15 protein-coding genes and 1 riboswitch are annotated in these 12,000 nt (G+C 65.7%); of the genes, 2 read left to right on the plus strand and 13 right to left on the minus strand.

From position 1 onward, the window contains the following. Window positions 1-27: 27 nt before the first annotated feature. The 9 genes from QF038_RS06880 to QF038_RS06920 all read right to left on the minus strand — a co-directional run bounded on the left by QF038_RS06880 (window position 28) and on the right by QF038_RS06920 (window position 8,131). Window positions 28-474, minus strand: coding sequence for a CrcB family protein (locus tag QF038_RS06880; protein WP_307609468.1), 447 nt, complete (start codon window positions 472-474; stop codon window positions 28-30). Further along, window positions 471-914, minus strand: a complete 444-nt coding sequence (locus QF038_RS06885) for a CrcB family protein (RefSeq protein WP_307609469.1) — start codon at window positions 912-914, stop codon at window positions 471-473. Before QF038_RS06885 ends, QF038_RS06880 begins: the two co-directional genes overlap by 4 nt. After that, window positions 915-1,628: a metal-dependent transcriptional regulator gene (locus tag QF038_RS06890; RefSeq protein ID WP_307609470.1), complete on the minus strand. Its 714-nt coding sequence runs from the start codon at window positions 1,626-1,628 to the stop codon at window positions 915-917. It lies immediately after the preceding gene. A 31-nt stretch (window positions 1,629-1,659) separates the two neighbouring features. Continuing rightward, window positions 1,660-2,418, minus strand: coding sequence for a class I SAM-dependent methyltransferase (locus tag QF038_RS06895; RefSeq protein WP_307609471.1), 759 nt, complete (start codon window positions 2,416-2,418; stop codon window positions 1,660-1,662). 57 nt (window positions 2,419-2,475) lie between these two features. Further along, window positions 2,476-3,918 (minus strand): aminotransferase class V-fold PLP-dependent enzyme, encoded by a 1,443-nt coding sequence (locus QF038_RS06900; RefSeq protein ID WP_307609472.1) that lies wholly within the window; start codon window positions 3,916-3,918, stop codon window positions 2,476-2,478. A gap of 36 nt (window positions 3,919-3,954) precedes the next feature. Beyond that, window positions 3,955-4,068, minus strand: a riboswitch (SAM riboswitch). Window positions 4,069-4,226: 158 nt separating this feature from the next. Next, window positions 4,227-5,039 carry a histidinol-phosphatase gene (gene hisN, locus QF038_RS06905; protein WP_307609473.1) on the minus strand — a complete coding sequence of 271 codons (813 nt, stop codon included), beginning with the start codon at window positions 5,037-5,039 and terminating at the stop codon, window positions 4,227-4,229. A 48-nt stretch (window positions 5,040-5,087) separates the two neighbouring features. After that, entirely contained in the window at window positions 5,088-6,203 is a 1,116-nt protein-coding gene (locus tag QF038_RS06910) for a ribosome small subunit-dependent GTPase A (RefSeq protein WP_307609474.1), read from the minus strand. Next, window positions 6,187-7,575, minus strand: coding sequence for a 3-phosphoshikimate 1-carboxyvinyltransferase (gene aroA, locus QF038_RS06915; protein WP_307609475.1), 1,389 nt, complete (start codon window positions 7,573-7,575; stop codon window positions 6,187-6,189). Before aroA ends, QF038_RS06910 begins: the two co-directional genes overlap by 17 nt. 7 nt (window positions 7,576-7,582) lie before the next feature. Further along, window positions 7,583-8,131, minus strand: coding sequence for a DoxX family protein (locus tag QF038_RS06920; RefSeq protein ID WP_307609476.1), 549 nt, complete (start codon window positions 8,129-8,131; stop codon window positions 7,583-7,585). Between the two features lie 214 nt (window positions 8,132-8,345). On the opposite strand from QF038_RS06920, the gene QF038_RS06925 reads away from it, so the two are divergent. Together QF038_RS06925 and rsrA are read left to right on the plus strand one after the other, a co-directional pair. After that, window positions 8,346-9,200 (plus strand): sigma-70 family RNA polymerase sigma factor, encoded by an 855-nt coding sequence (locus QF038_RS06925; RefSeq protein WP_373461628.1) that lies wholly within the window; start codon window positions 8,346-8,348, stop codon window positions 9,198-9,200. Then, a complete protein-coding gene (rsrA, locus tag QF038_RS06930; protein WP_091415642.1) occupies window positions 9,197-9,457 on the plus strand; it encodes a mycothiol system anti-sigma-R factor in 261 nt (86 codons plus the stop codon). Before QF038_RS06925 ends, rsrA begins: the two co-directional genes overlap by 4 nt. Before the next feature lie 129 nt (window positions 9,458-9,586). On the opposite strand, the gene QF038_RS22305 is transcribed toward rsrA, so the two are convergent. The 4 genes from QF038_RS22305 to QF038_RS06945 all read right to left on the minus strand — a co-directional run bounded on the left by QF038_RS22305 (window position 9,587) and on the right by QF038_RS06945 (window position 11,963). Then, window positions 9,587-9,661 carry a 50S ribosomal protein bL37 gene (locus QF038_RS22305; RefSeq protein ID WP_369299106.1) on the minus strand — a complete coding sequence of 25 codons (75 nt, stop codon included), beginning with the start codon at window positions 9,659-9,661 and terminating at the stop codon, window positions 9,587-9,589. Window positions 9,662-9,807: 146 nt separating this feature from the next. Further along, on the minus strand, window positions 9,808-10,422 hold the full coding sequence (locus tag QF038_RS06935) for a PadR family transcriptional regulator (protein ID WP_307609478.1): 615 nt from the start codon (window positions 10,420-10,422) through the stop codon (window positions 9,808-9,810). Beyond that, window positions 10,422-11,282, minus strand: coding sequence for a DUF4097 family beta strand repeat-containing protein (locus QF038_RS06940; protein ID WP_307609479.1), 861 nt, complete (start codon window positions 11,280-11,282; stop codon window positions 10,422-10,424). Before QF038_RS06940 ends, QF038_RS06935 begins: the two co-directional genes overlap by 1 nt. An 81-nt stretch (window positions 11,283-11,363) precedes the next feature. Further along, complete coding sequence (locus tag QF038_RS06945; protein WP_307609480.1) at window positions 11,364-11,963, minus strand: GDSL-type esterase/lipase family protein; 600 nt, start codon at window positions 11,961-11,963, stop codon at window positions 11,364-11,366. Between the last annotated feature and the right edge of the window lie 37 nt (window positions 11,964-12,000).

Consider the following 12,000-nt stretch of genomic DNA (forward strand, 5'->3'; position numbering starts at 1 on the left):
GGAGCCCGCCAAATCGGCTTCCGCAGCTCAAGAAGCGAGGGCCAACCCTGCAGCGGCCGCGCCAAAACCAAGAACCAGATTGCCGGCCAGGTTCAACGCCGCGGCACCGAACCGTGCTTCTGTCAGCAGGCGGACAGTTGCCGTGGTCCAGGAACTGAAGGTGGTGAGGCCGCCTGCCAGTCCGGTGGCAAGTGCGGGCTGCCATTCCGGGGCCAGCCCCAGCTTGAGGGTGACCGCATGGGCGGCGCCGATGATGAAGCACCCCACGACGTTCACCAGGAGCGTGGCCCACGGCCAGTGCAGCCGCTCCCTGCGCCCGGGGCCGCGGGCACCAGCGCCGGGGGGTCGCGAGCCATGCGTTTCAAGCCCGCGGGCAGCCCGGAATGCCGTGTGGTGCGCGAACCAGCTGTCCACACCAAAACGGAGCAGCGCACCGGCAACCCCAAACACCCCTACGAGGGCAGCAGTCATCATGGCCGCCCACTCACCCGGCCGCCGTCGCGCCCGTCCAGCCAGCCCGCCACAACCTTTCCGGACCGCCACCCCGTACCGGCCGCTGCCAGCCCCAGCACCAGTGACAGCACCAGGTAGGCAATCCACGTAAAGTGGGAGCCCGCGCGGGCCAGCTGGTCCACCGCGAACACCACCGCCGAGAACGTGGTGAACGATCCCAGGAGGCCCGGGCCCAGGCCGGCGCGAAGCCAGAACGCGGTGTGCGGCCGGGCCATCCACACCGTGGTCAGCAACGCCAGAACAAAGCTTCCACCAACGTTGATCCACAGCGTGGCCCACGGCACCGACCCCGGAAGATCCGGAAAGAGAAGTCCCAGCCCAAAGCGGAGCTCAGTACCGATCAGGCCCCCAACAGCAACAGCAAACCAGGCACCCGCCGCCGGCACGCCGCCAGGCTTCACTCAGGGGTCCCCGAGCAGGCAGCCGGGGTGGGGATGGTCGCTGTGCACCCACAGTGCGGAGGTAATTTCGTCGGCCAGGTCATAGTCCCTGGTCCTGCCCGAGTTCCGGATTCGCACCACCAGCGCCCCGCCGAACGGCTTGCGGCCCACCACCTCCACTTCGGCGTCGAGGTCTATTTCCTCGGCGGAGAGGTAGCGGAGCAGGTCCGGGTTTTCGTCGCTGATGCGGGTGATCCTGCCGGTGTGCCCCTGGTCCAGCTCACCCAGCAGGTGTGCGCGGGGCATCCGGACTGTGCCTTCGGCGGTGGGGATCGGGTCCCCATGGGGATCGCGCTGCGGGTCACCGAGTATGGCTGCCACACGCTCAATGAAGGTGTCAGAGACGGCGTGCTCCAGCAGTTCGGCTTCGTCGTGGACCTCGTCCCACTTGTAGCCCAGCTGCTGGACCAGGTAGGTCTCGATCAGGCGGTGGCGGCGCACCATGGCAAGCGCCAGCCGGACACCCTGGTCCGTGAGGGTGATGGCGCTGTAGGGTTTGTGGTCCACCAGCCCCTGGTCCTTCAGCTTGCGCACCATTTCGGATACCGAAGAGTTGGCCACCCCGAGGCGCTGGGCCAGCTGGGAGGACGTGATGGGCTTGTCCTGCCATTCGGTGAACGAGTAGATGACCTTGACGTAATCCTCGATGGAGGAGGAGGGCGCGCTGGTCTTCACAGCACCAAGCCTACCCGTTCACCGCCGGCGGTTATGCTTTGCTGGCCCGCCAGGTGAGCGTGAGATAGGGCAGTTCGAGCTCTTCATCCAGGCTGTGGCCCAAGTGCTGGTGCAGATACCAGTCGAGGTTGGCCAGCACTTTTGCGCGGGTGGTCTCACCGGCCCGCAGGTAATAGCTCCGCGACTTCGTCAGCTCCACGAGGTCGATAGTGGTGACACTGTCCTGCCAATGCGTTACGTGGCCCTCAAGACCGCGGAACTCCGGCCCCACCTGCGGCCGGAAATCCGGCTTGTAAACGTCTCCGGCATGCATGATCCGCGAAAGCCGGTGAACCCAGGGAACCGAGGTGTCCAGCTGGTTCCAGATCAGGCCCAGGGTTCCGTGCGGACGCAGGACGCGTGCCAGTTCGGTGCTGGCCGCGAGGGCATCGCACCAGTGCCAGGCCTGGGCAACGCTGACGACGTCGAACGCTGCCGCGGGCAGTCCAGTCGCCTCCGCGGTGGCCCGGACAGCTGTGACGTCAGGATAGTGCGCCCGCAACTGTTCGAGCATGTCCTCGGAAGGGTCCACGGCGGTGACTGACAGGCCCATGCCGAGTAGGAGTTCGGTGAACTTCCCGGTACCGGCCCCGGCGTCAAGGGCATCGCGGGCTCCAGCGGGGACCAGCCATTGTGCGGATTCTTCCGGGTAACCCGGCCGGACCTGCTGGTAGTGCCTGCCGCCGTCCTGGAAGCTCTGGCCGAGCTCCCGCCGCCGTCCGTGGTCAAGTTTGGGGCCACCCCGTACCACCTGTGGCCCTCCTTCGATTGATGCCCTTTGGGTATCCTCCGAATTTACCGCAAGTGCTTAGTCGTCGATGCAGGGAGCGGCACCCGCGGTCCCGGGGGTGTTGGGAGCCCAGTGCGGGTAGGTCCGCGTGTCGTTTGCGGGAACCCAACGTCCGGCGTCCACCACGTAGTCCCAGCCCAGCCCGTCGTTACGCAGCGCCGCGATGCCGGCAAGGAGGCGTTCGGCGTCTTCCAGGCGGGAGCCGACGCCGAAGCTGGCGCGCAGGGAGCCGGAGGGCAAACCCAGGCGCTTCAACAGCGGGTGGGCGCAAAAACGTCCGTCGCGCAGGCCCACGCCGTGTTCGGCGGACAGGTAGGCGGCCACCAGGCCAGCGTCGTAGCCTTCCACCGAGAAGTTGACCACGCCGATGGTGTCCGTATCCGGGTTGGTATCCTTGAAAATCTGGTGGACGGTGACGCCGTCGATCTGCTGCAGGCCTTCCACCAGGAAAGAGCGGATGGCCGCTTCGTGCGCATGCCACTGTTCCTGGTCGAGCCCGGCGATCACCTGGGTTGCGCGCGCCAGCGTGGCGGCGCCCAGGACGTTAGGGGAGCCGCCCTCATGGCGGGCCGGGCCGGTGGCCCAGCTGACGCCGTCGAGCCTTGCTTCCTTGACGGCGCCGCCCCCGGCAAGGTGCGGCGTTCCGGCATCCAGCCAGTCGGTCGGGCCCACCAGCACGCCGGCGCCGAACGGTGCGTACAGCTTGTGGCCGGAAAAGGCGAGGTAGTCGATGCCGTCCGCTGCAATGTCCACGCGGCGGTGCGGTGCCAGCTGGGCGGCGTCCACCACGATCCGTGCGCCGTGGTCATGGGCAAGCGCAGCCAGGGCCCGGACGGGAAGGATCTCGCCGGTGACATTGGACGCGCCGGTGACGGCGAGCAGGCTCACGCCGCCCTGCTCCAGCTCCGCGCGGACGGCGTCGATGGTGCCGGCGATGGTGTCGGCGGCAACGATGCTGCGGTGCGGGACGCCCTGCCACGGCAGCAGGTTGGCGTGGTGCTCGATGTCCAGGTAGAGGACGTCGCCGTCAGGCCGTCCGTCTGTTTCTGGCAGGCAGCCGGCCAGCAGGTTCAGCGAATCCGTGGTGTTCCGCGTGAAGATTACGGAGTCATCCGGGCGGCCGCCCACGAAGTCGCGGACGATGTTTCGCGCGTTTTCGTAGACGGAGGTGCTGATCTGTGATGCATAACCGGCGCCGCGGTGGACGCTGGCATAGAACGGCAGGATCTCGTTGAGGTACGCCGAGACCACGGAGAGGGCCGGAGCCGAGGCCCCATAGTCAAGGTTGGCGTAGCGGATGTGGCCGCCGTGGATCAGCGGCGCCTGGATTTCTGCGCCGGTGACGGCAGCGAGCGGAGGGCCGGCAGCGGCGCGGCGGGCATCAAAGGTGGTTCCGGCCTGTGCTGTTTCAGATCCGGCAGCTTCGAACGTTGCGTTGGGGGAGACGGTGGCAGTTGTCACGAAAGACCTCACTTCAAAAGGACTCCCGCTCCCGGGAATCCGCGCTTGCCGCATCCGCTCCGGACCGGCCTGGTCGTCACCCGGGGCACCCCACCGCGGTTGGAGGGTTGCCGGCCAGCAAACCGGGGTTTCGCGCTGGCACTCGTGACCTGGTTAAGAGCGTAGAACATCGGGTTGGGAGGTTTTAAGTCGGGACGATTGTTAAGCGCTTTGTTACGCGCGGCCGGAAAGAGCTTCTTTTGCCGAAGAAACGACGGCGGGCACCTCCCCAAGGAGGCGCCCGCCGCTGATTCTTCGATGGTCTTCTGTTACAGGAGGTCGTCCAGCTCCGGGTTCAACCTGCGGAGTACCTCCGAGTGCAGGATGGAGTTGGTGGCCAGGGCGTTGCCGCCGAAGGGCCCGTCTTCCCCTTCCAGGGAGGTGAAGCGCCCGCCGGCTTCCACCACGATCGGTACTAGCGCGGCCATGTCATAAAGGTTCAGTTCAGGTTCGCAGGCGATGTCCACAGAGCCCTCGGCCACCATGCAGTAGGACCAGAAGTCGCCGAACGCCCTGGTCCGCCACACATCCTCGGTGAGGCCCAAAAAGTTCTCCAGGTTGCCGCGTTCCTTCCAGCCTCCCAGGCTGGAATAGGAAAGGGAGGCGTCGGAGAGCCTGGAGACGTTCGAGACGCGAAGCCGCGTGGCCGCAGCGAGGGAACGGCCCATGTACGCGCCCATCCCCTTGGCCGCCCACCAGCGTTTGCCCAGGGCCGGTGCGCTGACCACACCTACCACCGGTTCGCCTTCATCCACCAGGGCGATCAGGGTGGCCCAGACCGGGACGCCGCGGACAAAGTTCTTGGTGCCGTCAATGGGATCAATGATCCAGCGGCGTGAGCCGTGCCCTGTGCTGCCGAACTCCTCACCCAGCACGGCGTCGCGCGGGCGGGAACGGGATAACTGGCCGCGGATGGCTTCTTCGGCGGCCTTGTCCGCGTCCGTGACCGGCGTCAGGTCAGGCTTGGTCTCCACCTGGAGGTCCAGGGCCTTGAAGCGGCCCATGGTCTGGTCATCCACGGAGTCGGCCAGCACATGGGCCAGGCGCAGGTCATCGTTGTAGCTTGAAGCGGGTTGGATCATGGTTCCAAACTACCGTCTGCGCGCGGTTCTGCTGGGAGATCGGCCCTGTCAGTTGACGCTGCCAAGCTCCTTGGCCTCCTGGGCCTCCATGCGGGGATCGGTGCCGAGGAGCCTGCGCAGGGAGGCCAGCCGGGCAACACCCGTGGCCCCGGCATGGCCGCCTGCCACCCAGGCATCCAGGCCGCAGTTCACAGCCATGGCAGTGTGCTTGCAGCCCCGCTCGCAGTCCTCAATGCCGGGGTAGAGGTCCGGGAAGGAACGCAGGATCCGGTCCGGGTCCACGTGGGCCAGGCCGAAGGAGCGGATGCCCGGGGTGTCGATGATCCAGCTGCCCGGCGGCGCGTCCGATAACCTCAGCGCCAGGGCTGACGACGACGTGTGGCGGCCGCGGCCCGTCACGGCGTTTACCCCGCCGGTGGCACGCTCGGCCCCGGTCAGTGCGTTCACCATGGTTGATTTGCCCACGCCCGAATGCCCCAGCATGACGGTGACTTTTCCGTCCAGGTAACCGCGCAGCTCTGCCACCGCGTTGATGTCCAGCCGGGCCGACAGCCCGTCATCGGAGCGGGCGTCGATACCGGACGCCGCGGAGTCCGCCGTCCGGCTGATAATGACCGGGAAGTCCAGGTGCGTGTAGTTGGATAACAGCTCCGCCGGATCCTTGACGTCCGCCTTGGTGACCAGCAGGATCGGCTCGATCCCGGCGTCGTACGCAGCCACCAGGGCGCGGTCGATGAAGCCGGTGCGCGGCTCCGGGTTGGCCGCGGCCACCACAATCACCAGCTGGTCCGCATTGGCCACGACGGCCCGTTCCACGGGATCGGTATCATCGGCGCTGCGCCGAAGGAGGGTTTTGCGGTCCTGGATTTTCACCAGCCGGGCCAAGGTGTTGGGGTCGCCGGAAACGTCTCCCACCAGCGACACGAAGTCGCCCGCCACCACCGGGTTGCGGCGCAGCTCGCGTGCCCGGGCGGCGATGACAACACGTTCGTTGCCGGAGTCCTCGCCCACCACTGCCGTGTACCGTCCGCGGTCAACGGTGACGATACGGCCGGTGACGGCGTCGTCATGGCTGGGCCGGTCCTTGGTGCGGGGCCTTGAGCCTTTTTTGCTGGGCCGGATGCGGACATCCGACTCGTCCCAGGAGTCAGTGCTCCGCGCCACCGGCTGAACCTTCCGACACTGCACTGGAAACACCGGTCTGGGCCAGCATGTCCGCCCACAGCCGGGGGAAATCGGGCATCGTCTTGGCGGTGGTGGCGATGTCCTCCACCTGGACGCCCTCCACGGCCAGGCCAAGGATGGCTCCGGCCGTGGCCATGCGGTGGTCCGCGTAACTTTGTACGACGCCGGCATGCAGCTTCGCGGGCCGGATCACCAGGCCGTCGCTGGTCTCCTCGGCGTCGCCGCCCAGGCGGTTGATTTCGGTAACGAGGGCTGCCAGCCGGTCCGTCTCGTGTCCGCGCAGGTGTGCGATGCCGGTGAGCCGGGAGGGGGTGGTGGCCAGTGCGCAGAGCGCGGCGACCGTAGGCGCCAGTTCACTGGTGTCCGCGAAATTGGCACCCTTGATTTCCGCTCCGCCTGTGACGGTGAGGACACCATCACGCAGGCTGACATCGGCACCCATCTCGGCCAGGATGCTGCGCCACAGATCCCCTACCTGCTGCGTCTGTTCCGGCCAGCCCGGAATCCGGACGGTCCCGCCGGAGGCCAGTGCGGCGGCAAGGAACGGGCCGGCGTTGGACAGGTCCTGCTCGATCTGCTGGTCGAAGGCGCGGATAGGCCCGGGAGCAACAACCCAGTGGTTCGGGACAGAATCGTCAACCACAACCCCGGCGCCGCGCAGGACGGCAACTGTCATGTTGATGTGGTCCAGGCTGGGCACCGGTTTGCCGACGTGCTCCAGGTGCAGCCCCTCGGTGAACCTTGCGCCTACCAGCAACAGGGCCGAGACAAACTGCGACGAGGCACTGGCGTCGATGACCAGGTGGCCGCCCTGGACCTCGCCCGAGCCTTCCACCACGAACGGCAAGGACGACGGCGTGCCGCCATCCTGGCCGGAAACAGCCACTCCCAGCGCCTTCAGCGCTTCGATGATGGTTCCCATGGGCCGCTTCCGGGCATGCGGGTCGCCGTCGAACAGGCTGGCGCCATTGCGCAGGGCGGCCAGCGGCGGCACGAACCGCATCACCGTTCCGGCGAGGCCGCAGTCGATCGTGGCTGCGGACGGTGTCCCGTCCGCGGCGATCGGGAGGACCTCAAGGTCCGGCCCGAAGGCACCGTCCCCCGGCACTTCGGTGATGGTGGCGCCAAGCTGGCGGAGCGCCTCGATCATCAGTGCGGAGTCCCTGGAGTGCAGCGGAGCGCGCAGCCGCGACGGGCCGTCGGCCAGGGCGGCGAGCACCAGGTACCGGTTGGTCAACGACTTTGAGCCGGGCACGGTGACCGTGGCATTCACAGGGCGGGACGCGAAGGGGGCGGGCCAGTGGGGAAGGGACGGTCCGGTGTTGTCCCGGGCGGCGGCTGGTGCGGTCATGTCCTGCTTATGCCCCCGTGGCGTGTTCGACGGCGCGGCGCATAACCTTGTCGGCTTTGTGCAGCTTTTTGTTGGTGGTCTTCCGGGCATCCGCGGCGAGGTGCGCGGCGCCCTTCCTCGCGTCGGCCGCCAGGTGCTCGGCACGCCAGGCGAGCCCCGGCTTTCCCGCAGTGTCCACGGAAGCAAGCAATGCCCCTCCGCTCAAGGACAGGTTCTTCAGCAGCTGGTTGCGGCGGTTCGTACGGCCCTCCTTGCTGCTGATGTCCGCGCTGCGCCACTCGACGAACGTATTGAGCATGGAAACCACAGTCAGCACGGTGGCCGAAAGGCGGGAAAACTTCCCCAGCCCGAACAGGACGCCGGCGCCCACCTGGGTGCCGCCGATGATCCGGGCCAGTGTCTTCTCATCCGTCTGGAAAGGCAGCGCCGCCGCTGCCTTGCTCAGCAGGGGCGAGAGCTGTTGCGCGGTATCGTCGGCATTCTTGAGCTTATCCATCCCGGCAAGAACAAAACTGGAAGCCAGCATGGGCCGTGCGAGTGTGCGGACAAAGGACATGGATTTCCTCCTGGGTGGACGAACCGCGTCTGGTGCGGCGGAGTCCGTTCTAGTCTTGCACTTTTGGGGAATATTTGCCTGAAGCCGCAGGTTATGGAAACTGGGCCTGGAAAGCCGGGCCCACAAGACAAAGCACCGGACAACAGAGTGGAGTTGGCCCTTGAGGCGGGTGTTGGACGGAATCGAAGCAGCAGGCCCGGTGGCTATTCACTCGATGGGGGCCGAACCCCCTGAGTATGGTCCGCCGCGTGCGCAGAGCCTGACAGTAGACTTGAAGGCAATGAGTACCTTGGATCCGGCCGTTTCGGCCATGTATGAGGCTTCGCAGAACGAAGCCAAGAGCAGCGCTGATATCCGGCCCGAGCGGGCAGAGCCGGCGGAAGACTCCGGGCAGCCTGCGGAAGACTCCGGGCAGCCTGCGGAAGCAACCGAAGAAGCGGTCAACATTTCCACGGAATCCGCGGAGGACCGCCGTGTCCGGTTTGAACGCGACGCGATGCAGTACGTCGATCAGCTGTACTCCGCGGCCATGCGGATGGCCAGGAACCCAGCCGATGCAGAGGACCTCGTCCAGGAGGCCTACACCAAGGCCTTTTCCGCGTTCCACCAGTACAAGCCGGGAACCAACCTCAAGGCCTGGCTGTACCGGATCCTGACGAACACCTATATCAACCTGTACCGCAAACGGCAGCGCGAACCGCTCCAGTCCAACTCGGACACCATCGAGGACTGGCAGTTGGCGCGTGCTGAGTCACACACCTCCAGTGGGCTGCGGTCCGCTGAGGCGGAGGCGCTGGACCACCTGCCGGATTCGGACGTCAAGCGCGCGCTTCAGGCCATTCCCGAAGAATTCCGCCTTGCGGTGTATTTCGCGGACGTTGAGGGGTTTGCGTACAAGGAAATCTCAGACATCATGAACACCCCCATCGGAACAGTGATGTCCCGGCTCCACCGCGGCCGGAGAATGTTGCGGGACATGCTCGCGGAATACGCCGCCGAGCGAGGATTCAAAACAGCCGCAGTTGCACCGGACGCGGCGGAAAGCACACAACAGGAGAACAGGAAATGAGCGACTGCCAGGGATTGGGCGACTGCGACGATACCCGGATGCAACGCATCTACGAGTACCTTGACGGCGCGCTGACACGTGAAGACATCACGGAAATCAAGACGCACCTTGATGAGTGCCCGGAATGCACGGAGCAGTACGACCTTGAGTGCGTCATCCGCAACATGGTCAAGCGTTCGTGCACCGAAGCTGCTCCGGACAACCTGAAGAACGCCATCCTGGACCGGATCCACTCGATCCGTCCAGTGGATGCGTAGCCGGTAGGGGACGCACAGTAATACCGGACGCGCAGGCCGCGATCCCCGGATCCCGATGAGATACAAAGGACCCCGAAAGCCGAATGGCTTCCGGGGTCCTTTGCTGTAACCGCTATACCTGGCATGTGCCTAGGTGTTGGGGCGCTTCCCGTGGTTCGCGCCGCCACGCTTACGGTCACGACGCTTGCGTGCACGCTTGCTCATAGCTGGCCTCCTTACTGTTGGTACTCAAAAAAGAGCTGCCCTCAAGTCTCCCACATGATCTGATGCCCCGCGAACCGGCGACTGCCGCGTGACCTGCGGTTCGATGAGGCTTCGCCCGTACCAGGCGAGGGGAAGGCTCCCGCAGCCTAGTTCCGAAGTGAGTTGCGGATGGCGATGCCCGCCTGCTCCAGCACCGTCCGAAGCGTTTCCAGAACCACGGGACTCAGGGGTTGCTTTGCTGCCTGCTGCCGGAGTTCGGCGCGAAGATCGTCCCTGAACGCCTGGAGCATCAGCTCGGCTTCCTTCAACGAACTTTTGCTGTCAGCAGCCGGGCCACCTTTGAGGGCCATGAACGCGGCAGATGCGGCACCGGCCCTTGCCGCTTCGGCGGTGGCCGCGAGGTCGGCCCTGAGGCCGCGCATGTTGCTGCGGATATCCTCACGAAGGTTGTCTGCCAGCCGGCGCACTGACGCAGAGATTTCCTTCTCTACTCCTGCCAGTTCCTCACGGCGCAGGTTGAGTTCCGCCAGGCCGGCCGGAGTGATGCGGTAGTTGGTCCGGCGGCCAGAGGTTTCGGTGACCACCAGGCCCTCTTCCTCCAGTTTTCCGAGCCTGGGGTAAATGGTTCCGGCGCTGGGGGAGTAGGTCCCGCCAAAGCGTTCCTTGAGTGCCTTGATCAGTTCGTAGCCGTGCTTTGGACCCGATTCGAGGAGGGCAAGCAGGTAAAGCCGCAGGGCGCCGTGGGCAAAGACGGCAGGCATCAGTGCCGTTCTTCCGCAGACCCCGTGGTGTTTCCGTTCGCCTCGCCGGGCGCCCTGTGCAGGATGGAGGTCTTGCCCGATACGGAATTGGTCCTGACCAGCATGAGTTTGGCGTCCGGGCCGGCAATCGTCTCCACCTTGCCGCCCGTGACGTGGTACTGCTGGTTGCCGATCACCACTGCTCCGGTGGCCGATTTGGCGACGATATCCACGCCGACGTCGTGGGGGATCCGGATGGTGAGGTTCCCGGAAACTGAATTGGCGCCGAAATCCTGGGCGAAATCCAAGAGGTCGAAGTTCATATCGCCGCTGACCGTGTTGGCGCGGATGTGGCTGAAGTGGCCGGAAGCGGTGACCTCGCCCGAGACGGTCTTGGCAGTGAGGACACCGCTGTGGTTCCGGGCGCTGAGTTCGCCGCTCACGGTGGTGACGACCAGTTCGCCGTCGGTGCCGTCGGCCATGACGGAACCTGAGACGGTGTTCAGGCGTGTACGGGAGGCCATTCCTGACACCAGGCCGTCACCGCTGACCGTGCCTGCCTCAACGTCCACGGTGGCAGGCAAGGCAATGCTGATGACGGCGTAGTTTTCACTGTGGTGGTTCACCGTTCCCATGAGGTTCTTGAACCAGCCCTGCGGCCCGTGAAGCTGGTGCCGGACCTCCAGCCGGCCGTCCTGCAGCGAAACAGCCACGGGGTCGCCCTGCACTTCGGAAATCTCGATCCGGGTGTAGGGCTGTTCGTGGGCCACTACATCGAACCGGCCACGGACCATCCCCAGTTTCAGTGATGAGACAGACCCGACGTCGATTGTCTCCGCGCCCGTGACATCCCAGTTCTGGTCAGGTGTTGTTCCAGCCATGGCTCCTCCAAAGACGATATATCGTGTGTGACCAACGTACTCCCGGGGCGGGAGGACTTCAAGATATATTGCGAAGAAACGTTACTCTGGCGCTGCCATCCCCAGCCACTGGAACCAGCCGCGGTGCAGCACCAGCCAGGCCATCAGGCCGTAGCCCGCCTGCCCCGGGGTGCCCCCGTTGGCGGCAAGGTCCTGGCGCCACTGTTCGTGGTTCAGGAGCGGGGAGAAGGTGTCCACGTAGAGGTGCTTGCGGCGGGTGGTGACGTCAGCGAAAGCGGTGTTCAACTCATCGAGTCGCCGGTTCTGGGCCGGGTCGAGGGTGGGCGGCGGCCCAACAACAAACACCTCCAGCCGGTTCTGCGAGGCAGAATCGAGGATGTTGGCCAGATTAAGCCGGCTGCGCGCCGTGGACAGGCCAAATTCAATATCGCGTCCGGACAGGCCGATGACCAGGCGGTTCTCGTACTGGCTGCTGAACCTCCGGCCGGTCTCCTCCAGCCAGCGGGCGGCCAGGCCCTCCGTACCTTCCTGCGGGCAGGGGAGTGCGTAGCTCTCCAGGACCATCCCGTCCTGGGGAGTGCGGGCCAGTACGCGGCCCAGCCAGCCCAGCGCCCGGGGGTCGCCCAGTCCGGCCAGCAGTTCATCTCCTACAGCTGCGATGCGCAGCTTCCTGTCTTCCACACGTTCCTCTTTACTTCGGTGCCTGCCGGCCGCCACC

This window comes from Pseudarthrobacter sp. W1I19 (assembly GCF_030817835.1).
Classification (GTDB): Bacteria; Actinomycetota; Actinomycetes; order Actinomycetales; family Micrococcaceae; genus Arthrobacter.